Source organism: Streptomyces saintjeani, assembly GCF_055409605.1.
This window is the reverse complement of sequence record NZ_CP189624.1, coordinates 562,236-583,780: the sequence shown is the minus strand read 5'-3', so window position 1 is coordinate 583,780 and position 21,545 is coordinate 562,236. Positions and strand designations below refer to the sequence as shown.

General features: G+C 71.7%; 24 protein-coding genes. 15 read left to right on the top strand and 9 right to left on the bottom strand.

Features of this window, described 5'->3' with window-relative positions; all coding sequences use genetic code 11:
- Positions 1–14: 14 nt before the first annotated feature.
- The gene (locus ACQCO7_RS02725) at positions 15–620 is read right to left on the bottom strand and encodes a TetR/AcrR family transcriptional regulator (RefSeq protein WP_464070259.1); all 606 of its coding nucleotides are present in this window, start codon (positions 618–620) and stop codon (positions 15–17) included.
- A 128-nt stretch (positions 621–748) separates the two neighbouring features.
- Between ACQCO7_RS02725 and ACQCO7_RS02720 the strand changes: the two genes are divergently transcribed.
- The 3 genes from ACQCO7_RS02720 to ACQCO7_RS02710 are packed head-to-tail and all read left to right on the top strand — an operon-like array spanning position 749 to position 3,079.
- On the top strand, positions 749–1,357 hold the full coding sequence (locus tag ACQCO7_RS02720; RefSeq protein WP_464070258.1) for a TetR/AcrR family transcriptional regulator: 609 nt from the start codon (positions 749–751) through the stop codon (positions 1,355–1,357).
- A 58-nt stretch (positions 1,358–1,415) separates the two neighbouring features.
- Positions 1,416–2,054 carry a TetR/AcrR family transcriptional regulator gene (locus ACQCO7_RS02715; RefSeq protein WP_464070257.1) on the top strand — a complete coding sequence of 213 codons (639 nt, stop codon included), beginning with the start codon at positions 1,416–1,418 and terminating at the stop codon, positions 2,052–2,054.
- A complete protein-coding gene (locus tag ACQCO7_RS02710; protein ID WP_464070256.1) occupies positions 2,051–3,079 on the top strand; it encodes a threonine aldolase family protein in 1,029 nt (342 codons plus the stop codon). The genes ACQCO7_RS02715 and ACQCO7_RS02710 overlap by 4 nt, the downstream gene beginning before the upstream one ends.
- 15 nt (positions 3,080–3,094) lie before the next feature.
- On the opposite strand, the gene ACQCO7_RS02705 is transcribed toward ACQCO7_RS02710, so the two are convergent.
- Entirely contained in the window at positions 3,095–3,445 is a 351-nt protein-coding gene (locus ACQCO7_RS02705) for an SH3 domain-containing protein (protein WP_464070255.1), read from the bottom strand.
- 132 nt (positions 3,446–3,577) lie between these two features.
- On the bottom strand, positions 3,578–4,555 hold the full coding sequence (locus tag ACQCO7_RS02700) for a quinone oxidoreductase family protein (RefSeq protein WP_464070254.1): 978 nt from the start codon (positions 4,553–4,555) through the stop codon (positions 3,578–3,580).
- A 132-nt stretch (positions 4,556–4,687) separates the two neighbouring features.
- On the opposite strand from ACQCO7_RS02700, the gene ACQCO7_RS02695 reads away from it, so the two are divergent.
- The gene (locus ACQCO7_RS02695; RefSeq protein ID WP_059045261.1) at positions 4,688–5,020 is read left to right on the top strand and encodes an ArsR/SmtB family transcription factor; all 333 of its coding nucleotides are present in this window, start codon (positions 4,688–4,690) and stop codon (positions 5,018–5,020) included.
- Positions 5,021–5,038: 18 nt separating this feature from the next.
- On the opposite strand, the gene ACQCO7_RS02690 is transcribed toward ACQCO7_RS02695, so the two are convergent.
- From ACQCO7_RS02690 to ACQCO7_RS02680, 3 genes are all read right to left on the bottom strand, one after another.
- A complete protein-coding gene (locus ACQCO7_RS02690; protein ID WP_464070253.1) occupies positions 5,039–6,190 on the bottom strand; it encodes an RNA polymerase sigma factor in 1,152 nt (383 codons plus the stop codon).
- A complete protein-coding gene (locus ACQCO7_RS02685; RefSeq protein WP_010356153.1) occupies positions 6,183–6,605 on the bottom strand; it encodes a YciI family protein in 423 nt (140 codons plus the stop codon). Before ACQCO7_RS02685 ends, ACQCO7_RS02690 begins: the two co-directional genes overlap by 8 nt.
- A gap of 88 nt (positions 6,606–6,693) precedes the next feature.
- Positions 6,694–7,125: an ASCH domain-containing protein gene (locus ACQCO7_RS02680; protein ID WP_464070252.1), complete on the bottom strand. Its 432-nt coding sequence runs from the start codon at positions 7,123–7,125 to the stop codon at positions 6,694–6,696.
- A 104-nt stretch (positions 7,126–7,229) separates the two neighbouring features.
- On the opposite strand from ACQCO7_RS02680, the gene ACQCO7_RS02675 reads away from it, so the two are divergent.
- Positions 7,230–7,580, top strand: coding sequence for an ArsR/SmtB family transcription factor (locus ACQCO7_RS02675; protein ID WP_409112024.1), 351 nt, complete (start codon positions 7,230–7,232; stop codon positions 7,578–7,580).
- Positions 7,581–7,696: 116 nt separating this feature from the next.
- A complete protein-coding gene (locus ACQCO7_RS02670; RefSeq protein WP_464070251.1) occupies positions 7,697–8,644 on the top strand; it encodes an NmrA/HSCARG family protein in 948 nt (315 codons plus the stop codon).
- 119 nt (positions 8,645–8,763) lie between these two features.
- Here ACQCO7_RS02670 and ACQCO7_RS02665 read toward each other — a convergent pair whose 3' ends face one another.
- Entirely contained in the window at positions 8,764–9,315 is a 552-nt protein-coding gene (locus tag ACQCO7_RS02665) for an AMIN-like domain-containing (lipo)protein (RefSeq protein ID WP_464070250.1), read from the bottom strand.
- A 150-nt stretch (positions 9,316–9,465) separates the two neighbouring features.
- Positions 9,466–10,620 carry a MalY/PatB family protein gene (locus tag ACQCO7_RS02660; RefSeq protein WP_464070249.1) on the bottom strand — a complete coding sequence of 385 codons (1,155 nt, stop codon included), beginning with the start codon at positions 10,618–10,620 and terminating at the stop codon, positions 9,466–9,468.
- 260 nt (positions 10,621–10,880) lie between these two features.
- Between ACQCO7_RS02660 and ACQCO7_RS02655 the strand changes: the two genes are divergently transcribed.
- A complete protein-coding gene (locus ACQCO7_RS02655) occupies positions 10,881–12,188 on the top strand; it encodes an OFA family MFS transporter (RefSeq protein WP_464070248.1) in 1,308 nt (435 codons plus the stop codon).
- A 429-nt stretch (positions 12,189–12,617) separates the two neighbouring features.
- Here the strand turns inward: ACQCO7_RS02655 and ACQCO7_RS02650 are convergent, their stop codons facing one another.
- Positions 12,618–13,271, bottom strand: coding sequence for a GntR family transcriptional regulator (locus ACQCO7_RS02650; RefSeq protein WP_464070247.1), 654 nt, complete (start codon positions 13,269–13,271; stop codon positions 12,618–12,620).
- A 95-nt stretch (positions 13,272–13,366) separates the two neighbouring features.
- Between ACQCO7_RS02650 and glyA the strand changes: the two genes are divergently transcribed.
- From glyA to ACQCO7_RS02610, 8 genes are all read left to right on the top strand, one after another.
- The gene (glyA, locus tag ACQCO7_RS02645) at positions 13,367–14,626 is read left to right on the top strand and encodes a serine hydroxymethyltransferase (RefSeq protein WP_464070246.1); all 1,260 of its coding nucleotides are present in this window, start codon (positions 13,367–13,369) and stop codon (positions 14,624–14,626) included.
- Complete coding sequence (locus tag ACQCO7_RS02640; RefSeq protein ID WP_464070245.1) at positions 14,623–15,843, top strand: sarcosine oxidase subunit beta family protein; 1,221 nt, start codon at positions 14,623–14,625, stop codon at positions 15,841–15,843. The genes glyA and ACQCO7_RS02640 overlap by 4 nt, the downstream gene beginning before the upstream one ends.
- Before the next feature lie 9 nt (positions 15,844–15,852).
- A complete protein-coding gene (locus tag ACQCO7_RS02635; RefSeq protein ID WP_464070244.1) occupies positions 15,853–16,134 on the top strand; it encodes a sarcosine oxidase subunit delta in 282 nt (93 codons plus the stop codon).
- Complete coding sequence (locus ACQCO7_RS02630; RefSeq protein WP_464070243.1) at positions 16,131–18,929, top strand: sarcosine oxidase subunit alpha family protein; 2,799 nt, start codon at positions 16,131–16,133, stop codon at positions 18,927–18,929. The genes ACQCO7_RS02635 and ACQCO7_RS02630 overlap by 4 nt, the downstream gene beginning before the upstream one ends.
- Positions 18,922–19,521 carry a sarcosine oxidase subunit gamma gene (locus ACQCO7_RS02625; RefSeq protein WP_464070242.1) on the top strand — a complete coding sequence of 200 codons (600 nt, stop codon included), beginning with the start codon at positions 18,922–18,924 and terminating at the stop codon, positions 19,519–19,521. The genes ACQCO7_RS02630 and ACQCO7_RS02625 overlap by 8 nt, the downstream gene beginning before the upstream one ends.
- A gap of 304 nt (positions 19,522–19,825) precedes the next feature.
- Positions 19,826–20,128 carry a pyridoxal-phosphate dependent enzyme gene (locus tag ACQCO7_RS02620; protein ID WP_464070241.1) on the top strand — a complete coding sequence of 101 codons (303 nt, stop codon included), beginning with the start codon at positions 19,826–19,828 and terminating at the stop codon, positions 20,126–20,128.
- Positions 20,129–20,332: 204 nt separating this feature from the next.
- Entirely contained in the window at positions 20,333–21,067 is a 735-nt protein-coding gene (locus tag ACQCO7_RS02615; protein WP_464070240.1) for a hypothetical protein, read from the top strand.
- Positions 21,068–21,130: 63 nt separating this feature from the next.
- Positions 21,131–21,535: a hypothetical protein gene (locus tag ACQCO7_RS02610; RefSeq protein WP_464070239.1), complete on the top strand. Its 405-nt coding sequence runs from the start codon at positions 21,131–21,133 to the stop codon at positions 21,533–21,535.
- The last annotated feature ends 10 nt before the right edge of the window (positions 21,536–21,545 follow it).

The window sequence follows — 21,545 nt, the reverse complement described above, 5'->3', positions numbered from 1 at the left end:
CACGGCCCCGGCGCTCACAGTCCCAGCGCGGGGAACAGCGCCGAGTCGATGTACCGGCGCAGGAAGTCCGCGTCCGCCGGGGTCCCCTCGATCAGGGGGCGGGTGACCAGCGCGCCCACCATCAGATGCGCGACGAAGGCGAGCGCGGGGGTGTCCGGGTGGACCTCCCCGCGCTCGACCGCCCTGCCGAGCAGCGTGTCGAGGCCGGACACCTCGGGGTCGACCAGCAGACGGCGCAGCGCCGCCAGGAGTTCCGGGTGTGCGTGCACCGCGTAGGCCAGACCCCGGATCAGCGCGGTGTCCTCGGCCATGCGGTGGTCGTCGATCTGGTCGATCAGGGTCATGAAGTCGCCGCGCAGGGAGCCGGTGTCGATGTCGGCCAGCGTGACCGGCTTCTGGTGGCGCAGCGCCTTCGCGACCAGTTCCGGCTTGCCCGCCCACTGGCGGTAGAGGGTCGCCTTGCTGCACCGGGTGCGGGTGGCGACCGCCTCCATCGTGAGCCCCTCGTACCCGACCTCGCGCAGGAGGTCCAGGACGGTGTCGTACAACTCGGCCTCGCGCTGCGGGCTGATCCGGCTGCGGCGTGAGCGCGGCGCTGCGGTCGTCGGGTGTCCGGTCATGGCCACCGTCCCCTCACTTGGTGTCCCGGACTCCACGCTATCGCGGACATTGATGAATACGAAACCGTTTCGGTCATGAAACATGCCACCTGTAAGACTGGAACCGAGCACCGCCGGAAGGGGCACCCATGGCCACCACGTCACCGCCCGCCGCGAGACCGGGCCGGCCCCGTGACCCCGGCGCCGACGAACGCATCCTGCAAGCGGCCGTCGACGAACTCGCCGAGGCCGGCGTCGCGGGCTTCCGCACCAACTCCGTGGCCGCCCGCGCCAAGGTCGCCAAGCGCACGCTCTACTCCCGCTGGCCGGAACGCGACGAACTGGTCCTCGCGGCGCTCAGCAGCCTCTCCGGCCGCATCCGCCCGCCCCGCACCGGCAGCCTCGAACAGGACCTCGGCATCCTGTACGACAAGATGGCCGAGACCCTGGAGAGCCCCCAGTGGCTCATCGTCTTCCGGTGCTCCTTCGAGTTCCCCGACTTCCCCGAGCTGTACGCCACCTTCCTGCGCGACTGCGTGGACCAGCCGCTCGCGGTCATCGAGGACGCGCTGTACGACGCCGAGCGGCGCGGGGAGCTGCGGCCGGGGCTCGACCGCTCGGTCGCCGCGGAGTCCTTCGCCGCCGCGCTGACCAACTTCAGCTCGCACATCTCGCACAAGCGGGGGGTGAGCGCGACGGGGACGCGGGACCGGTTCCTGGACCTGTTCCTGAACGGGGTGCGGTCCACGGAGGGCTGAACTTCCCGGCGCGGGGCGTGCTTGTTCCACCGATACGCCGTACCGTACGCTGACCCGTATGCCTCGGACCTCGCCCTCCCTGGACCGCGCGACCCCGGCCCGCATCGCCGAGACCGCCCTCCGGCTGGTCGACGAGGGCGGACCCGAGTCGCTCACCTTCCGGGCCCTCGCCGCCCGGCTCGACATCTCGCTCGCCTCCCTCCAGCGCCGCTGCACCGACCTCGCCGGACTCCTCGACCTGTGCCTCGACCACCTCGCGGCCCAGCTCCCGGAGGCGGCCGGCGACTGGGAGAGCGTGACCGAGACCCGGTTCACCGCCCTCTACCGGCTCCTCGTCGCCCACCCCGGCCTCCTCGCCCTGCGCGGCACCCGCCCCTGGCTCGGCCCGAACCTGCTGGCCCGCCTCACCGAACCCCAGCTCGCCGACAGCCTCGCCGCCGGGATGACCCCCACCGAGGCGATCACGGCGTACCGGTCCCTGTACCTCCTCACCCTCGGCAGCGCCGGCTTCGTCGACCACCGCGACCCCGCCGCCGCCCGCGCCACCACCCGCCGCGCGCTGGCCGCGCTCGACCCCGACGCGTTCCCCGTCCTCACCGCCCACCTGGCCGAGATCGTCCCCGCCGTCACCGACCACGACGTCTACCACGACGCCCTCCGCCGTCTGATCCACGCCGTCAAGGAGCCCCGCCCATGATCTTCAGCAGCGACAACACCGCCGCCGCCCCGCCCGAGATAGTCGAGGCGATGACCCGAGCCGCCTCCGGCTCCGCTCTCCCGTACGGCGCCGACGACCACTCCGCCTCCGTACGGCGCCGGCTCGCCGATCTCTTCGAGCACGACGTCGACGTTCTGTTCGTCTCCACCGGCACCGCCGCCAACGCGCTGAGCCTCGCCACCCTCACCCCGCCCTGGGGCAGCGTCCTGTGCCACCGCGAGAGCCACATCAACAACGACGAGTGCGGGGCGCCCGAGTTCTACACGGCGGGCGCCAAACTTGTTTCCCTCGGCGGCGCCGACGCCAAGATCGACCCCGCCGAACTGCGAACGGCCGTCCGCCACAAGACGGGTGACGTGCACAGCGTCGAGCCGTCCGTCGTCAGCGTCACGCAGGCCACCGAGTCCGGGGCGGTCTACACCCTCGACGAGGTACGGGAGTTGGGGGCGATCGCCAAGGACGCCGGGCTGCGGGTGCACATGGACGGCGCGAGATTCGCCGGCGCCGTCGCCTCCCTCAACTGCACGCCCGCCGAGCTGACGTGGCGCGCCGGGGTCGACGTCCTGTCCTTCGGCGCGACCAAGAACGGCACGATGACGGCCGACGCGATCGTGGTGTTCGACCGCTCCCTCACCGCCGAACTCTCCTTCCGGGGCAAGCGCGCCGGGCAGCTCACCGCCAAGATGCGCTTCCAGGCCGCCCAGTTGGACGCCTACCTCGCCGACGGACTCTGGCTGCGCAACGCGGCCCACGCCAACGCGATGGCCGCCCGCCTCCAGGAGGGGCTCAAGGCGATCCCGGGAGTCGAGCTGCTCGGGGCGGCCGACGCGAACATCCTCTTCGCCCGGCTGCCCCAAGAGGTGATCGACGGACTCCTCGCGGAAGGGTTCGTCTTCTACCGCGACCGGTGGGGACAGGGGGTCGTACGGCTCGTCACGTCCTTCGCCACGACGGAGGGGGAGGTCGACGCGCTGCTCGGGGCGGCGACCCGGCTCGCGGCCTGACGGTCACCCCCGGAGTCAGCGGTTGCCGCAGTTGTCCTCCCAGACCATGTCGGCGTACTTGTCGCCCTTGAGGTAGACGGCGCTGATCCAGTACGAGTAGCGCTCGCCCTTCCTGCCGGTGCTGATCCAGACGTCATTGGTGTAGCCGTTGTCCGTGATCGACTCGCCCCACTGCCAGCAGAGGCCGAGGACGGTGAAGTTGGCCGGGTAGACGTCCTCCTTGTGGCTGTGGGAGTCGGGTTGGTCACGGACGTTGACGGCCTCGTAGGTGGTGACCATGGCGGCGGCCGAGGCCGGTCCGGCGGCGAGCGTGAGGCAGGCGGCGGTGGCGGCGGTCAGGGTCAGGGCCTTGACGACGTTCTTCATCGTTCCTCCGGTGGCGGCGGTCGTTTCGAGGAGCACTGTGACATGGGTCGACCTGAGCGGGAAAAGCTTCGATCTTCTTTGAAATGTGCCGCCACCGCCGGGAGTTCGGGCGAGTCCTGACCTGGCGTGCCGCTATCCGGCGACCCGCAGCAGCAGCTTCCCCGTCGACGTCCGTCCGCCCAGCAGCCGGTGTGCCTCGGCCGCCTCCGCCAGCGGGAACTCCCCGGTCACCGGCAGGGACACCGTGCCGTCGAGCACCTTCGCGTACGCCCGTTCCGTGAGCGCGCGCAGCTCGGCCGGCGCGGACTGGGCCAGGCCGAGGAGCGTGAACGCCGACACGGAACGCCCCTGCGCGCCCAGCTCGGGCACGCCGGCCTGCCACGGCGCGGCGCCGGACGCGTTGCCGTAGGAGACCAGGCGGCCGTACAGCGCGAGGGCGTCGAGGCCGCGCCGGAGGGTCTCGCCGCCGACCGGGTCGAGGATCAGGTCGACGCCCTTGCCGTCGGTGGCGCGGCGGACGTCCGTCGCGAACGTGTCCGGCGTGAACACCTCGTCGTACCCGTGCTTCAGCGCGTACTCCGCCTTCGCCGGGGTGGAGGCCACGCCGTACACCGCGCCCGCGCCCGCCGCCCGCGCGAGCCGGCCCACGACCGTGCCGACGCCGCCCGCCGCGCCGTGCACGAGGACCGTCTCGCCGGTGCGCAGGCGGCCGACCTCGTGGAGGAGGGCGTGCGCGGTGGGCAGGACGGTGGGGAGCGTCGCCGCTGTGCGCAGGTCGAGGCCCTCGGGGAGCGGGACCGTGGCGCCGGCCTCGGCGCGGACGACCTCGGCGTAGCCGCCGCCCGGGAGGAACGCGGCGACCTCCTGGCCCGGGGTGAGGCCGGTGACGCCCTCGCCGACCGCCCGGATGCGGCCGGAGACGTCGAGACCCGGGCGGAAGGGCAGCGTCTCGACGCGGTAGCCCTCGGCGCGGGCCTTGACGTCGGCGAAGTTCACACCGGCGTAGGCGACGTCGATGGTGACCTGGCCGGGGGCCGGTTCGGGGGTCTCGGCGTCGACGAGCTTCAGGACCTCGGGGGCGCCGGTCTCGTGGAACTCGATTGCGCGCATGGGTGACACGTCCTTCGGGGCAGGCTGACGGGGCTCGGTCCGGGCGAGTGTTCAATCAGAAGCGAACACTCGGACTGTAAGATATCCATCGAACACTCGGCAACCGGCCGGGACCCCGCCGACAGGAGGCACATGCCCGACCAGCCCCCGGGCGCGAGCCACCGCGCCGCGCCCGTCCACACGCACCCCGAGGACGTCCCCGTGCTCACGGCCCTGTCCGCCGTGGCCGACCCCGTCCGCATCCGGCTCCTGCGCGAACTCGCCGGTTCCCCTGTCTGGACGCGCAGTTGCGGCAGCTTCGACGTACCCGTCGGCAAGGCCGCGCTCAGCCACCACTTCTCCGTGTTGCGCGCGGCGGGGCTGGTCGAGCAGCGGGACGAGGGGCCCCGGCGGGTCAACCGGCTGCGCAGGGAGGAGTTCGACGCGAGCTTCCCGGGGCTGCTCGACCTGGTGCTGCGGGACTGAACTCCCTTTTGTGAGCGCTCAGTTCGCGCCGCGCGTGTTGAGGCGGGCCGCCTGGCGGGTCAGGTGGTCACGCTCCGCGAGGTTCGGGGCCTGGTGGGCGGCCTCCGCGTACAGGCGGGCCGCCGTCGTCAGGTCGCCCGCGCGTTCGTGCAGGTGGGCCGCCACCGCCGTGTGACGGGGGAGCGAGGCGTCCACGGCCGCGAGGGCGGCCAGACCCGCGCGGGGCCCGTCCGCCTCGCCGACCGCCACCGCGCGGTTGAGACGGACGACGGGACTGTCCGTGAGGCCCGCGAGTTCGTCGTACCACTCCACGATCTGCACCCAGTCCGTCTCCCCGGCGGTGGGCGCGTCGGCGTGCAGCGCCGCGATGGCCGCCTGTGCCTGGAACTCCCCCAACTTGTCGCGGGCGAGGGCCTTTTGGAGGATGTCCACGCCCTCGGTGATGAGGACGGTGTCCCAGCGCGTCCGGTCCTGTTCGGCGAGCGGGACCAGGCTGCCGTCCGGGGCCGTACGGGCCGTACGGCGGGCGTGGTGCAGCAGCATCAGGGCGAGCAGGCCCGCGACCTCGGGGTGGTCGATCGCGGTGGCGAGCTGCCGGGTGAGGCGGATCGCCTCGGCGGCGAGGTCGACGTCGCCTTCGCCGGTGTAGCCCTCGTTGAAGACCAGGTACAGGACGCGCAGGACCGTCGCGACGTCGCCGGGCCGGTCGAACCGGACGTCCGAGACCGTCCGCTTGGCCCGGCTGATCCGCTGCGCCATCGTCGCCTCGGGGACGAGGTACGCCCGGGCGATCTGCCGGGTGGTCAGCCCGCCGACCGCGCGCAGGGTGAGCGCGACCGCCGAGGACGGGGTCAGCGAGGGGTGCGCGCACAGGAAGTACAGCTGGAGCGTGTCGTCCACGGCCGGGGCGGGGCCGGGCGGAGGCTCCTCCTCCACCCGGTCCTCGCGGCGGCGGCGTGCCGTGTCCGCGCGGGACTGGTCGAGGAACTTCCGCCAGGCCACGGTGACCAGCCAGCCCTTCGGGTCCCTCGGCGGCTCCCCGGGCCATACGCGGACCGCCTCCACGAGGGCGTCCTGGACGGCGTCCTCGGCCGCCGCGAAGTCTGCTCCGCGGCGGACGAGGACCGTCAAGACACCCGGGGTGAGGCCCCTGAGCAGTGCGTCATCCACCGGCGTGGCAGTCCGTGACGTTCGGCGCCGCGGAGAGGAAGGGCCGCAGCTCCAGCCACTCGTGGATCGGCTTCCCGCCGGCGCCGGGTGCCGCGGACAGTTCCCCGGCGAGCTCGACGGCCCGCTCGTACGTGTCCACGTCGATCACCATCCACCCGGCGATCAGATCCTTGGTCTCGGCGAACGGCCCGTCCGTCACGGGCGCCTGCCCCTCCCCGCCGTACTGCACCCACGTCCCCTCGGGCGCCAGCGCCTGCCCGTCGACGTACTCCCCGCTCTCCACCAGCCGCTCCGCGAAGTCCCGCATGTACTGCATGTGCGCCGAGACCTCCTCGGGCGTCCACCGCTCCATCGGCACATCGTTGACCGCCGCAGGCGCGCCCCGGTAGTGCTTGAGCAACAGGTACTTGGCCATGACGTTCTCCTCGACTTGTGCGGCCCATCGTGGCCGCGTTCACTACTGGGACGGAGCGGGGTACGGGTTCTCGACATCGGTGCCGGAATTATTTTGCGGCCGATGCCGGAGGGGTGTCCTGCGGGGCGTCCACCAGCCGGAAGGCCAGGCACACGACGTGCGTCCCGTCGTCGACCGGTGTACCCGCCCGCTCCCAGTAGCCGTGGTGCCCCGCCCGCCACTCCGCCAGGTCCGCGTCCCCCTCGCCCTCGGCGGCGGCGTGGTCCCAGGAGACCTCGGCGAAGGGCATGACGGCCACGGCGGTGATCTCGACGGTGCCGACCCGGTGGCCGTCGGTGTCCACGAGAGCGAGGCGCTCGCCGACGGTCTCCAAGGACTCGCCCTCCTTGCCGTAGTCGTCGAACAGGCCCGTCGTCGTGGTCTTGCGGCCGGACAGGGCCAGGGAGTTGAGCCGTACCCGCATGTCGCCCGGGGTGCCCAGCTCCAGCGTCCGCATCCCGTCGACCCGTGGCCATGTCATCGGTGATCTCCTCTCGTCGTCGGCGTTCGCCGGATTCGGCGGCCTTCGAGGTTGTTACCATGCAGGTTCGTGGCGAACGGGCGGATGCGAGAGGTGGCGGGACGGTGAGTACGCCGCTGTACCAGCTGAAGGCCGAGTTCTTCAAGACGCTCGGGCATCCCGCCCGTATCCGTGTGCTCGAACTCCTCAGCGAGCGTGAGCACTCTGTCGCGGAGATGCTGCCCGAGGTCGGGATCGAGCCCGCGCATCTGTCCCAGCAGCTCGCCGTGTTGCGGCGGGCGAATCTCGTGGTGACCCGTAAAGAGGGGTCGACCGTCCATTACTCGCTGACGGACCCGCGTATCGCCGAGCTGCTGCGGGTCGCCCGCGCGATTCTCTCCGGTGTTCTCGCGGGGCAGGCGGAGCTTCTCGCGGATCTTCAGGCGCCGCTTCCGGGGGCGTCCCGCAACCGCTGAAGGCAACCCGATCAGGTGTCGGGGGTTCCCTCATGTCCTCGATCTGGTTGACGCGTCACCTTGATGGTTCTAGGGTTCTGGTTGAAGCGTCAACCACGGCCTTTCGGAGGAGCACCATGAACGGCAAGAAGGTCATCGCGGTCGCCGGAGCCACGGGTGCGCAGGGCGGCGGGTTCGCCCGCGCGGTCCTCGCGGACCCGGAGTCCGGCTTCACCGTCCGCGCGCTCACCCGTGACCCCGAAGCGCCCGCCGCCAGGGAACTCGCCGGACTGGGCGCCGAGGTCGTACGGGCGGACTTCACCGACGAGGCGAGCGTCCGCGCGGCGTTCGAGGGCGCGTACGGCGCGTTCCTCGTCACCAACTTCTGGGCGCACATGTCGGCGGAGAAGGAGACCGCCGAGATCGAGGTGCTGGTCCGGTCCGCGCGGGCCGCGGGGCTGCGGCACGTCGTCTGGTCGACGCTGGAGGACACTCGCGAGCTGCTGCCGCTGACGGACGGGCGGATGCCGGTCCTCCAGGGTTCCTACAACGTCCCGCACTTCGACGCGAAGGGGGCGGGCAACCGGCTCTTCACCGAGGCGGGCGTGCCGACGACCTTCCTCAACACCACGTACTACTTCCAGGGCTTCCTCGGCTCGTTCGCCCCCCAGCGCGGTGACGACGGCGTCCTGACCCTGACCCTCCCGCTGGAGGACGGCAAACTCCTGGCCGGCGTCGACGTCGAGGACATCGGCCGCACCGGGTTCGCCCTGATCAAGGGCGGCGAGCGGTACATCGGCGAGACCGTCGGCCTCGCGGGCGACCACCTCACGGGCGCGCAGTACGCCGAGAAGCTGTCCGGCGTGTACGGCGAGCCGGTGCGGTTCCAGTCGGTGCCGTACGACGTGTTCCGCTCCCTCGGGATCCCCGCCGGGGACGAGATCGGCAACATGTTCCAGTACTACGGCGACTTCGACCGCGAGTTCACGGGCGCGCGGGATCTGGCCCGGCTGCGGGAGATCAACCCGGAGCTGCGGAGCTTCGACGCGTGGCTGGCGGAGAACGCGGGCAAGTTCAGCGGGTGACGTGTCAACCTTGCTGGGCGTGGTGGGGGCCGGGGTCGTGGCGGGGGCTGGGGGCGTGGCGGGTGCCGGAAAAGGTGTGATCCGAAATCGGTGTGAACCGTTTCCGGCACTCGGAACGATCACCAGGTATGAGCGACATCCACCACGAGCCGGTCGGGCAGGACCAGCACTCTGAACGGCAGCCGGGCGCGGACCCCGAGGCCGATATGGGTCCCGTTGTCGTAGGTGCCGCCGAACTTGGCGTCGCGGAAGGTCCGGTAAGAGGTGAGGTCGAGACCGGGGAGCGGGGCCGCGAGGCGTACGGGATAGCGGGCCGTGTCCACCGGAGCCGTGAACTCGACCTCGATGATGGCCCCGCCGGTGACCGGAATGCCGGTCTGGGACGGGGGATGGGAGAAGCTCGGGACGTACTGGACCCAGTACGCGGCGGGATCGGCGGTCGTCATCCCGGGGATGTCGAGAACGATCCGGTCGTAGCAGTCGTGGCGGCCCGTCCGTACGTCCGTGAGGGCGCCGACCGTCGCGATCGAGCCCGGCGCGGCCTTCGTGTCGCTGCCCCAGCCCGTCTCGCAGACGGCAGCGGAGCGTGGAGCGGCGACGGCGGCCGGGGCGAGGCCGGTTCCCGTGAGCACCAGCGTGGTCGTGGCCAGTGCGGTGGCCCAGCGTTTCATGGGTGGGTGGCTCCTCTCGGGCGGGTGTCCGTGCCAGGTGGGACCACGGGGGTGGGGGAAAGGTTGGGGCGTGGGGCCGTCGGTTTCCGGACATTTCCCGGGGTGTCGGTGTTGTCGGTCGCGGTGGACGGGGAACGCCGGTCCCGGCGGTCAGTCGAGTGCCGCCGCCATCCTCCGTACCCCCTCCGCCACGTTCTCCGGGGACGTCGCCAGGTTCATCCGGACGAAGCCAGCGCCGCCGGTGCCGAAGGTGGGGCCGGAGTTGAGGGCCACCCGTCCGCGTCGGAGGAAGACGTCCGCCGGGTCGTCGCCGAGGTTCAGCGCGCGGCAGTCCAGCCAGGCCAGGTACGTCGCCTGCGCCGGGGTGTACCGCACGGCGGGAAGGTGCCGTGCCAGGAGCCCGGCGAGGAGGCGCCGGTTCTCGTCGAGCCCCGCGAGGACCGCGTCGAGCCAGTCCCCGCCGTCCCGCAGCGCGGCGGTGTGCGCGATGACGCCGAGGTGGCTGGGACCGTGGCTGACCTCCTCGGGCAGCCGCGCGAGATCGTCCCCCGCGTCAGGTCCGGCGACGGCGACGGCCGCCTTGAGTCCGGCGAGGTTCCACGCCTTCGACGCGGACATCAGCGACAGCCCGCTCTGCGCGCCGGGGACACTGAGATACGGCACGAACGCCGCCCCCGCCGCGACGACCGGCGCGTGGATCTCGTCCGCCACGACCCGCACGCCGTACCGCGACGCCAGCGCCGCCACCGCGGCCAGCTCCTCGGCCGTGTGCAACGTACCCGTCGGGTTGTGCGGGCTGCACAGCAGGTACGCGGGCCGGCCGCCCTGCGCCGCGACCCGGCCGAACGTCTCCTCCAGCACGGCGAGGTCCATCCGGCCGTTCGCGCCGAGCGGGGCCTCGACGACCACCCGGTCCATGTTGCTGACGAACTGGTAGAACGGCGTGTACACAGGGGAGTTGACGACGACTCGGTCCCCCGGGCCCGACACCAGCTTCAGCATCTCGACGACCCCCAGCATCACGTCCGGCACGATCGCCGTACGTTCCACCGCGAGCCCCTCCCACCCCCACCGCTTCCCCGCGAACCCGGCCAGCGCCTCGGCGTACGCCGTCCCCGCCGGGTACCCGGTGTCCCCGAGCGCGACCGCGTCCACGAGGGCCCGCGCGACCGGCTCCGCGAGATCGACGTCCATCTCGGCGACCCACAAGGGCAGGACATCTTGCGGATACGTCCGCCACTTCATGCTCGTACGACGCCGAAGCCGGTCGAGGGGGACCCGGCGCAGCGGGTTCGCGTTCTCCATGGGGCCAAGCTAGGCGAGGCTCGGGGCCGCGGCCGGTTCTCCAGCCGGTCGGTGCGGGTGCGTGAGCGTGCAGGTGGCTCCTTGAGGGCTGCGGCTTGTCCTGAACGATGCTCCGGCCCGTCGGTTACGACCCCTCCTGCCGGATGCCCGGACCGCGACCCCGTTGAGTGAACTCCCCGTGTGCCGTGCGGAACACGCGCCACCGCCGGTGATCCACTGCGGAGCCGAAACGTTCGTCCGCTATGCCGAGGTGGCTGGTTGTGAAGTCTGTGATCGACAGGTCCCGTGAGGGACAGAGGTACGTACGGCCGGACGCCGCCCGGCGTGTGGTGGTCTCCGTGTCGATGCCGGTGCTGATGCGCCGTACCCGCAAGAGGCACCGGATCTGGGTCGCCGTGGCGGCGGTGGTGTTCCAACTCGCCCTGGGGTCCGTCTATTCGTGGAGCGTGTTCGCGCGGGCGCTGAGGGAACCCGGCTCGACGTTCGCGTTCGACGCGACGCGGGCCACACTGCCGTTCAGCGTCGCCGTCGGGATGGTGTTCGTCGGGACCTGGTGCGGCGGACGGCTCCAGGAGCGGCACGGTTCGCGGGTCACGGCGATGATCGGGGCGGGGATCTACTCGGCCGGGATCATCGCCTGCTCGGCGGCCCGGGACGCGGCCGACCTGTGGGTCCTGATCCTCTGTTACGGCGTCGTCTCCGGCGTCGGGCTCGGCATCGGGTACATCGTCCCGACCGCCCTGCTCCAGCGCTGGTTCCCCGACAAGCGGGGGCTGATCACCGGCATCAGCGTCGGCGGCTTCGGCCTCGGGCCGGTGCTCAGCGCGCCGGTGCTCGCGGCCCTCGTCCACCGCTACGAGACCGTGCCCACCCAGGCGTTCCTGCCGATGGGCCTGCTCTGCGCGGCGATGACCCTGCCGGCGGCGTGGCTGTTCGTGAACCCGCCCGCGTCCGCGTCCGTCGTGGTCGGCCGCGGCGTACGGCCCTCCTTCACCGCGCGCGAGGCGCTGCGCAGCCGCGAGTGGTACCTCCTCGCGACGATCCTGCTGGCCAGCTCTCTCGCGGGCACCAGCCTCGTCAGCGTGCTCGCTCCGGCCGCGCACGCCATCTCCGGGTACGACGCCGGGTCCGCGGCGGCGCTCACCGCGGCGGCCGGGGTCTTCAACGGCGTGGGCCGTCCGCTGGCCGGTGCGATCTCCGAACGGGCGGGCCGCATGCGGACGTTCGCCGTCCTCCTCGTCATCCAGGGCCTCGCGCTCCTCGCCCTGCCCTGGGCCCACGACCCCGCGCTCTTCGCCGTCCTCGTCTGCGCGGTCAGCCTCGCGAACGGGGGCGGGTTCGGGACGATGCCCGCGACTGCCGGTGACTTCTTCGGCGTCGCCCACATCGGCGCCGTCTACGGTCCGATGCTCGTCTCCTGGAGCCTGGCCGGTGTCATCGGTCCCCTCACGACCGCTCACCTCGCGAGTGACGGCTACACCACGGCGTTCGTCACGGTCGGCGCGGTGACGCTCGCGGCGGTGACCCTGACGGCGATCACGAGACCGCCGGCGCCACGGACGACGTGACCCTGTACGGGGGTGATCCGCCCAGCGGTCACCCCCAACCAGGGTGTCAGTGCCCCCTGTTGTGCGTCACGTGCTTCGTCCGCGAGAGGTCCCGCCCGTACCCGGTCCCCGTGAACCCGCCCCATGGTCCGGGCGAGGCGGGCGTCCGTGGTCGCTGCCGGCTCGGACGGACACCCCCGGCTGGCACCAGGCCCCACCCCCGAAGCGCAGCGCGCACCCGGCGACGCCGGTCGGCCCTGCCGTGGACGCCCTGCGCGAAGCCGTCCTCGCGGGCGGTCCGCGCTCCGGCGACCACGTCAGGGAAGCGCCCCGCGCGACGCGACTCGGCGTGTCCCGCCGGGGCGTCCGCGCGAGCCTCGGTGCGCTCCGGCTGCGCCGGGTGGCGATGCCGGGTCGTACGAACCTCGCCCCCGCGTCCGCCGTCCGCGCTCAGATCACCCCCCGCACCGCCTTCTCGAACCCCTCCACATGCCTGCGCGCCAGCTCCCGCGCCCGGTCCGCCTCGCCCGTCACGATCGCCTCGATCAGTGGTCCGTGTTCGCCGACGTGGCCCGCCATGTCGGGGAGCCGGTCGATGAAGAGGCACCAGATGCGGGTGGCGAGGTTGTCGTACTGGACGAGGGTGTCCTCCAGGTAGGGGTTGCCGGTCGCGGCGTAGACGGCGCGGTGCACCTGGAGGTCGAGGCGCAGGAGGTCGGTCGCGCCCCGGCGGCGGGTGTCCGCGCTCTCCAACTCGCCCCGCAGCCCGGTGAGTACGGCCCGGTCGGCGGGGGTGGCCCGGCGGGCGGCCCGCGCGGCGGCCAGGGGCTCCAGTTCCTGGCGAACCTCGGAGACGTGCGCGAGGTCGGTGATGTTGACGTCCGTGGCGAAGGTCCCGCGCCGGGGGTACGTCGTGATGAGCCGCTCGTACTGGAGCCGCTTGAGCGCCTCGCGCAGCGGCGTGCGGCCGACCCCGAGGGACTGCGCCAACTGCTCCTCGTTGATGGGCGCGCCGGGCCGGATCGCGAGCAGGACGAGCTGGTCGCGTACGGCGCGGTACGCCTGTTCGGCGAGGGACAGCTCCTCGGCCGCCGTCTGCTGCATGGACGCCCCCTTGACGCGTGCGGTGAGCTCCCATAGGTTACCGCACAGCTTGATATATCAGTCGCGTATCAGCCGGTTCCCAGGATGGTGAACAGATGACCCTGTCCCTCCCGCTCGCCGCACTCGACCCGGACGTGTCCGCCGCCGTCGCGGCCGAACTGCACCGCCAGCAGTCGACGCTGGAGATGATCGCCTCCGAGAACTTCGCCCCTGTCGCCGTCCTGGAGGCCCAGGGCTCGGTGCTCACGAACAAGTACGCCGAGGGCTACCCCGGCCGCCGCTACTACGGCGGCTGTGAACACACCGACGTCATCGAGCAGTTGGCGATCGACCGGGTCAAGGCCCTGTTCGGCGCCGAACACGCCAACGTCCAGCCCCACTCGGGCGCCCAGGCCAACGCGGCGGCGATGTTCGCCCTGTTGAAGCCCGGCGACACGATCCTCGGCCTCGACCTCGCGCACGGCGGCCACTTGACGCACGGCATGCGCCTCAACTACTCGGGCAAGCTGTACGACGTCGTGCCGTACCACGTCCGCGCGTCCGACCTGCGGATCGACATGGCCGAGGTTGAGCAACTCGCCCTTGAACACCGGCCGAAGCTGATCGTCGCGGGGTGGTCGGCGTACTCGCGCCAGCTCGACTTCGCGGAGTTCCGGCGGATCGCCGACGCGGTCGGCGCGTACCTGATGGTCGACATGGCGCACTTCGCGGGGCTGGTCGCGGCGGGGCTGCACCCGAATCCGGTGCCGTACGCGGATGTCGTCACGACGACCACGCACAAGACGCTCGGGGGACCGCGCGGCGGCGTGATCCTCACGCGGGCCGGTCTCGCGAAGAAGATCGACTCGGCGGTCTTCCCCGGCCAGCAGGGCGGCCCGCTCGAACACGTCATAGCCGCCAAGGCGGTTGCCTTCAAGGTCGCCGCGAGCGAGGACTTCAAGGACCGGCAGCGGCGGACGCTGGAGGGGGCCCGGGTGCTCGCCGGGCGGCTGCTGTCCGACGACGTCGCCGAGGCCGGGATCACCGTCCTGACCGGCGGTACCGAGGTCCACCTCGTCCTGGTCGACCTGCGCGACTCGGAGTTGGACGGCAAGCAGGCCGAGGACCGGCTCCACCGGGTCGGCATCACCGTCAACCGCAACGCCGTGCCCTTCGACCCCCGTCCGCCGATGGTGTCGTCCGGGCTGCGCATCGGGACCCCGGCGCTCGCGACGCGCGGCTTCGGCAGGCCGGAGTTCCGGGAGGTCGCCGACATCGTGGCGGAGACGCTCAAGGGCGAGGTGCCCGAGGGTGAACTCCGGGACCGGGTGACCAAGTTGGCGAACGCCTTCCCCCTGTACGGAGACCTCGCATGACCGAAGCCCCCCTCCCCGAGCACCCCGACTTCCTCTGGCGCAACCCCGACCCGAAGCGTTCGTACGACGTCGTCATCGTCGGCGGCGGCGGGCACGGCCTGGCGACCGCCCACTACCTCGCCGTCAACCACGGCATCACGAACGTCGCCGTCCTGGAGAAGGGCTGGCTGGCGGGCGGCAACATGGCCCGCAACACGACGATCATCCGCTCCAACTACCTGTGGGACGAGAGCGCGGCGATCTACGAGCACGCCCTCAAACTGTGGGAGCGGCTCCCCGAGGAGCTGGACTACGACTTCCTGTTCAGCCAGCGCGGCGTCCTCAACCTCGCGCACACCCTCCAGGACGTCCGCGAGGGCGTCCGGCGCGTAAACGCCAACCGCCTCAACGGTGTTGACGCGGAATGGCTGGAGCCGGACGAGGTCGCCGAGGTCTGCCCGATCGTCAACGTCTCCTCGAACACCCGCTACCCGGTGCTCGGCGCGACCTTCCAGCCCCGCGCCGGGATCGCCAAACACGACCACGTGGCCTGGGCGTTGGCCCGCAGCGCCGACGCGTACGGCATCGACCTGATCCAGGGCTGCGAGGTCACCGGCTTCGTCAAGGACGGGAACCGGGTCGTCGGCGTCGAGACCAATCGGGGCCGCATCCTCGCCGGGCGCGTCGGGCTCGCGGCGGCCGGACACAGCAGCGTCCTGGCGGAACTCGCCGGGGTCCGCCTCCCCGTCCAGTCGCACCCGCTCCAGGCCCTCGTCTCCGAGCTGCACGAGACGGTCCACCCGACCGTGGTCATGTCGAACCACGTCCACGTGTACGTGTCCCAGGCCCACAAGGGCGAGTTGGTGATGGGCGCGGGCGTCGACTCCTACAACGGATACGGCCAGCGCGGCTCGTTCCATGTGATCGAGCATCAAATGGCCGCCGCCGTCGAGCTGTTCCCCGTCTTCGCCCGCGCGCACGTCCTGCGCACCTGGGGCGGCATCGTCGACGTCACCCCCGACGCCTCCCCGGTCATCGGCACCACCCCGGTCGAGAACCTGTACGTCAACTGCGGCTGGGGAACCGGCGGTTTCAAGGCCACCCCGGCGGCCGGCTGGACCTTCGCGCACACCATCGCCACCGGCGAACCCCACGCCCTCAACGCCCCGTTCGCGCTCGACCGCTTCACGACGGGCGCCCTGATCGACGAACACGGCGCCGCGGCCGTGGCCCACTGAGGAGGCACCGTGCTGCTGATCGACTGCCCCTACTGCGGCCCGCGCGACGAGACCGAGTACCACTACGGCGGCCAGGCCCACGTCCCCTACCCCGAGAACGCCGGCGACCTGACCGACGAGCAGTGGGCCGAGTACGTCTTCTACCGCGACAACCCCAAGGGCCCCTTCGCCGAGCGCTGGGTGCACAGCATCGGCTGTCGCCGCTGGTTCAACGTCCTGCGCGACACCGCCAGCCACCAGGTTCTCGCCGTCTACCGCCTCGACGAGCCCCGCCCGGAAGGAACCCGATGACCGACCAGCCCTTCCGGCTCCCGCACGGCGGCCGTATCGACCGCGACACCGTCCTCCGATTCACCGTCGACGGACGGGAGTTGACCGGCCACCCCGGCGACACCCTCGCCTCCGCGATGCTCGCGAACGGCGTCATCGAGGTCGCCCCGTCCCTCTACCGGGGCCGCCCCCGAGGCATCGTCTCGGCGGGCGTCGAAGAGCCCAACGCCCTGGTACAGCTGGACAGTTCCTACTCGGAGGGCATGCTCCCCGCCACGACGATCGAGCTGTACGACGGCCTGCGCGCCCACACCCTCTCCGGCAAGGGCCGCCTCGACCCGTCCGCCGACCCGGCCGCCTACGACAAGAAGTACGTCCACACGGACGTCCTGGTCGTCGGCGCCGGCCCCGCCGGGCTCGCCGCAGCTGCCGCCGCCGGTGACTCCGGCGCCCGCGTCCTCCTCATCGACGACCAGCCGGAGCCGGGCGGCTCGCTCCTCGACCGCTCCGAGTGGGTCACGGACCTGCGCGCGCGCCTCGACGCCGCGCCCGAGACCGTCGTACTCCACCGGACGACCGCGTTCGGGTCCTACGACGACAACTACGTCCTCGCGCTCCAACGGCGCACCGAGGACCTGTCGTTGAAGGGGGTCTCGCGGCAGCGGCTGTGGCACATCCGGGCTCGGCAGGTCGTGCTGGCCACCGGTGCGCATGAACGTCCGCTGGTCTTCGCCGGGAACGACCGGCCCGGGGTGATGCTTGCCGGGGCTGTGCGGACGTACCTCGACAGGTATGGGGTGACGCCGGGTTCGCGGGTTGTGGTGAGTACGACCAATGACAGTGCTTACGACACCGTGGACGCGTTGCGGGCTGCGGGGGTCGAGGTGGTGGCCGTTGTGGACGCGCGTGCGGAGGTGTCGGCTCGGGCCGCCGTTCTGGCTGATGCCGTGCGGGTGTTGACGGGGAGCGCGGTCGTAGCGGCTTCTGGGGAAGGGCGGTTGACCGGGGTCACGGTCCAAGGGCTTGAGGGGCAGGAGGGCTCGGAGACTTTCGCGTGTGATCTGCTCGCCGTCTCCGGGGGCTGGAGTCCCGTCGTCCATCTGCACAGCCAGCGGCAGGGAAAGGTGCGCTGGGACGAGGAGTCGGCCGCTTTCGTGCCGGACGGGGTGGTGCGGGGGCAGCAGGTGGTGGGGGCGGCCCGGGGGACGTACGACACGGACGACTGTGTCGCGGAGGGGGCTCGGGCCGGGGCGGTGGCCGCCACCGAGGCGGGGTTCGCGGTGCCGGTGCCGAAGGTTCCCTCTCGTCAGGAACCGTCTGCGGTACGGGCGTTGTGGACGGTGCCCGCCGAGTCGTACGACGACCACTTCGTTGATCTCCAGCGGGATGTGTCCGTCGCCGATGTGCTGCGCTCAACCGGGGCCGGGATGCGGGGAGTTGAGCACGTCAAGCGGTACACCTCGCTCGGGACCGCCAACGATCAGGGGAAGACGTCCGGGGTCAACGCGATCGGGGTGATCGCGTCGGTGCTCGGGGGTGAGCCGGGGGAGATCGGGACGACGGCCTACCGGGCGCCGTACACGCCGGTCGCGTTCGCGGCTCTCGCGGGGCGTGAGCGGGGGGAGTTGTTCGACCCGGAGCGGATGACGTCCGTGCATCACTGGCATGTCGAGCACGGTGCCGTGTTCGAGGACGTCGGGCAGTGGAGGCGGCCCCGGTACTACCCGTTGGACGGGGAGGACATGGACGCCGCCGTCGCCCGCGAGTGCCGGGCCGCGCGGGAAGGGGTCGGGTTCATGGACGCCTCGACCCTCGGGAAGATCGAGATCCGTGGCGCCGACGCGGGGGAGTTCCTCAACCGGATCTACACCAACGCGTTCAAGAAACTGAAGCCCGGCAACGCCCGTTACGGCGTGATGTGCAAGCCCGACGGCATGATCTTCGACGACGGGGTGACCCTGCGCCTCGACGACGGGCGGTACTTCATGACCACCACGACCGGTGGCGCCGCCAAAGTCCTCGACTGGCTGGAGGAGTGGCTCCAGACGGAGTGGCCCGAACTCGACGTGTACTGCACGTCGGTGACCGAGCAGTGGTCGACCATCGCGGTCGTCGGGCCCAAGTCCCGTGACGTCGTGGGGCGGTTGGCGCCGGACGTCGACCTCTCCAACGAGGCGTTCCCCTTCATGGCGTTCCGCGAGACCACGCTCGCCTCCGGGACACCGGCCCGGATCTGCCGGATCTCCTTCTCCGGTGAACTCGCCTACGAGATCAACGTGGCCGCGTGGTACGGGCGTTCGGTCTGGGAGCAGGTGCACGTCGCCGGGCAGCCGTACGGGATCACCCCCTACGGCACCGAGACCATGCACGTCCTGCGCGCCGAGAAGGGGTACATCATCGTCGGGCAGGACACGGACGGGACGGTCACTCCGCAGGACGCGGGGATGGCGTGGGTGGTGTCGAAGCAGAAGGACTTCGTCGGCAAGCGGTCGTACTCCCGGCCCGACACGGTCCGCGCCGACCGCAAGCACCTGGTCGGCCTGCTGCCGACGGACCGTACGACCCGGCTCCCCGAGGGCACCCAACTCCTCTCCCCGGGCGTCGACCTGGACACGATCCCGGTCCCCATGCTCGGCCACGTCACCTCCAGCTACCACAGCCCGGCCCTCGGCCGCCCCTTCGCCCTCGCGCTGGTGTCCGGCGGCCGGGACCGCCACGGCGAAACCCTCCTCGCCCCCGTCGGCGACGACCTGATCCCCGTCGAGGTCACCGACTTCGTCCTCTACGACCCCGAAGGGACCCGCCGAGATGGCTGAACAACTCGCGGTCAGCCCGCTGGCCCACCTGAAGGAAGCCCTGTCGGCGGCGACGGTGACGGGCCCCCGAGGCGTCTCCCTGACAGAACTCCCGTTCCTCACGATGGTGAACGTCCGCGTGAACCCGGCCTCGGAGGCGGCGGTGCGCATGGAGAAGACGCTGGGCGTCTCCCTCCCCAGGGAATCCGGCCGTACGACAACATCCGGTCCCCATACGGCCACTTGGTCGGGTCCGGACGAATGGCTCATCATCTCCAGCGGCGAACCGGCGCCGCTCACCGCCGACTTGAAGGAATCCCTGGGCACGGACCCCGGTTCGGTCGTCGACCTCTCCGCCAACCGCACGACCCTCCAGCTCGCCGGCCCGAGCGCCCGCGCGGTCCTGGAAAAGGGCTGCCCCCTCGACCTCCACCCCCGCGAATTCGGCCCCGGCCGCGCGCTGTTGACGACGATGGGCCCGATACCGGTTCTGCTGTGGCAGGTGGACGACGCTCCGACGTACCGTCTGTTCCCGCGCGCGTCGTTCGCGGACTATCTGGGGCGGTGGCTGATCGACGCGATGGAGGAGTTCGGGGGGCCGGAGGTGCCCTGAGGGGTGTCGTGGCCGGGACGTCACCTGCGCTGGTCGGCCACCGCCGCCCGCGAGGCGTCCCGGCACGCCACGATCGCCGGGTGTTCCTGCCGGGTTTCCGACGAGTGCGGGTCGGAAACGTCCGCTGGACCGATGATGCCGCCCCGATGGACCCTGAGAGCGTGGCCGGAACCCCCTGGCTGACCCGCCCCGCGGCCCGCACCTGGCGCTGCCCTCCACCCCCCACCGCCGTACGCGCCTTCCACCGCACCCTCCCCGATTACACCCCACCCCCCTCATCGAACTCCCCACTCTGGCAAGAGAGTTGAACCTGGGGCGCGTCTTCGTCAAGGACGAGTCCTCCCGCCTCGGTCTCCCCGCGTTCAAAGCACTCGGCGCCACCTGGGCCATCCACCGCGCCCTCGCCGACGCCCCGCACACCACGACCCTGGTCACCGCCACCGACGGCAACCACGGCCGCGCGGTCGCCCGCACCGCACGCCAACTCGGCAAGCGGGCCCATGTGCTCATCCCCAGGGCGTCGACTCGGGGCCCTGCGGCGCGGCCCCACTCGCCGGCCTGCGCGCGGCCCGACACCTGCTCCCGAACCTCGGGCCGGACTCCGTGACCGTCCTGCTCGACACGGAAGGCTCCCACCGGTGACCGACGCCGACCCCTTCCGGACGCGGCCTGTGCGCCGCTCGACTTCGGAGCCGACGGCGAGGGCACCCACGCGGACACCGAGTACGTCGATCTCGCGTCGCTCGACCGCATCCTGACCGGCACGGTTATCGAGTTCTGTTCCTGACTCGCTGCCCGGCATACTTCCCGGATGGAACAAGCCGTTGAGGAAGCCCGGCACTGGCTCGCCGCGCGCGGGGTCGTTCGGACCGACGAGGGCTGGACCGAGTCCGAACGGCCGTGCACCGCCAATGAGATCGCCCACTCCTGGGCCGACGCCGTCCTCACCGACGAGACCCTGGACGCGGCCGGCCGCGAGCGGCTGGCCTTCGGACTCCTCGACCTCCTCGACGACTACTGGGTGACCCACGAGATCGGTGCCGCCCTCGACTCCCTCCCCGCCGGCGCGCTCTGGCGCGGCTACCGGCGGCGCCTGGAGGCGGTACGGGACGCCCAGCCCGTCACGTACTCGCTGTGGGTCGACTGGTTCGAGAACCGCGCGACCGTCGGGACGGCCTTCGCGGAGGTGCTCGGCAACGACATCGACCACATCGTGAAACACCCGTCCGCCCCGCTGCTGCGCCGCGCGGGCCGGGTCCTGGCTTGCTCGGGCCCGGCGCTGTGGGGGGTCAAGGAGCGGACGTACACCACGGCCGTACGCCTCTCCGAACTCCACGCGCCGCTGTACGAGGGCCTGTTGGCCAGCTACCACGACGTCTACGGCGACCTGGAGCCGGACGCGGCACTCGGCCTGCTCGCGCGCCTGCGCATTCCGGCGGGGACTCCGCACTTCGCGCAGCTGCGGGCCGTGCTCTCCGCCGGGCACCGGAACCATTACCGCAGCCCTGACGCCTGGCGTGAAGCGGAGGACAAGGCCGACGCGTGAGGCGATACCCGGACGCCGCCGCGCTGATGGACGCGTCCGACGCCGTCGGTGAGTGGAGTGCGGGTGTACAACCCCGTTGACCGGGCGGGGGACGTGCCCGGAAAGCGGTACCTGCTGGAGCTGACCGCCGACGGCCATCCCGTCACCCCAACCGTCGACCTGCCCGCGCTTCTGGAGGCAGACCTGTACGCCGTGAAGCCGAGGGAGGGCGCGGACTCCGTCGGGCTGCACGCCCGGCAGAGCCGTCCGGCGCCTCAACCCACGGGTGGGAGCGGGGTGCTCTCATCGGACTGGTACTGGTACAGCTCCGAGGCCGCAAACCGACTGCGCGAACCTTACGGCGACACCTTCGCCCGCGCCACCCGCGTCGCCGCAGGCCCACGATTCCGCGCCCGGACGAGGGCTGTGTGGACACGGGGGTTGATCATCCGCCACAGCTCGACCCGCCAACCGGTGAGGCTCGCGTGAACCGGGCGTC

Bases quoted from the DNA above. Each gene is read 5' to 3' on its own strand.
- ACQCO7_RS02630 (WP_464070243.1), top strand. From the start codon at position 16,131: ATGACCGACCAGCCCTTCCGGCTCCCGCACGGCGGCCGTATCGACCGC.
- ACQCO7_RS02725 (WP_464070259.1), bottom strand. From the start codon at position 620: ATGACCGGACACCCGACGACCGCAGCGCCGCGCTCACGCCGCAGCCGG.
- ACQCO7_RS02640 (WP_464070245.1), top strand. From the start codon at position 14,623: ATGACCGAAGCCCCCCTCCCCGAGCACCCCGACTTCCTCTGGCGCAAC.
- ACQCO7_RS02720 (WP_464070258.1), top strand. From the start codon at position 749: ATGGCCACCACGTCACCGCCCGCCGCGAGACCGGGCCGGCCCCGTGAC.
- ACQCO7_RS02680 (WP_464070252.1), bottom strand. From the start codon at position 7,125: ATGACATGGCCACGGGTCGACGGGATGCGGACGCTGGAGCTGGGCACC.
- glyA (WP_464070246.1), top strand. From the start codon at position 13,367: ATGACCCTGTCCCTCCCGCTCGCCGCACTCGACCCGGACGTGTCCGCC.
- ACQCO7_RS02615 (WP_464070240.1), top strand. From the start codon at position 20,333: ATGGAACAAGCCGTTGAGGAAGCCCGGCACTGGCTCGCCGCGCGCGGG.
- ACQCO7_RS02650 (WP_464070247.1), bottom strand. From the start codon at position 13,271: ATGCAGCAGACGGCGGCCGAGGAGCTGTCCCTCGCCGAACAGGCGTAC.
- ACQCO7_RS02695 (WP_059045261.1), top strand. From the start codon at position 4,688: ATGCCCGACCAGCCCCCGGGCGCGAGCCACCGCGCCGCGCCCGTCCAC.
- ACQCO7_RS02710 (WP_464070256.1), top strand. From the start codon at position 2,051: ATGATCTTCAGCAGCGACAACACCGCCGCCGCCCCGCCCGAGATAGTC.
- ACQCO7_RS02670 (WP_464070251.1), top strand. From the start codon at position 7,697: ATGAACGGCAAGAAGGTCATCGCGGTCGCCGGAGCCACGGGTGCGCAG.
- ACQCO7_RS02700 (WP_464070254.1), bottom strand. From the start codon at position 4,555: ATGCGCGCAATCGAGTTCCACGAGACCGGCGCCCCCGAGGTCCTGAAG.
- ACQCO7_RS02715 (WP_464070257.1), top strand. From the start codon at position 1,416: ATGCCTCGGACCTCGCCCTCCCTGGACCGCGCGACCCCGGCCCGCATC.
- ACQCO7_RS02660 (WP_464070249.1), bottom strand. From the start codon at position 10,620: ATGGAGAACGCGAACCCGCTGCGCCGGGTCCCCCTCGACCGGCTTCGG.
- ACQCO7_RS02625 (WP_464070242.1), top strand. From the start codon at position 18,922: ATGGCTGAACAACTCGCGGTCAGCCCGCTGGCCCACCTGAAGGAAGCC.
- ACQCO7_RS02685 (WP_010356153.1), bottom strand. From the start codon at position 6,605: ATGGCCAAGTACCTGTTGCTCAAGCACTACCGGGGCGCGCCTGCGGCG.
- ACQCO7_RS02665 (WP_464070250.1), bottom strand. From the start codon at position 9,315: ATGAAACGCTGGGCCACCGCACTGGCCACGACCACGCTGGTGCTCACG.
- ACQCO7_RS02705 (WP_464070255.1), bottom strand. From the start codon at position 3,445: ATGAAGAACGTCGTCAAGGCCCTGACCCTGACCGCCGCCACCGCCGCC.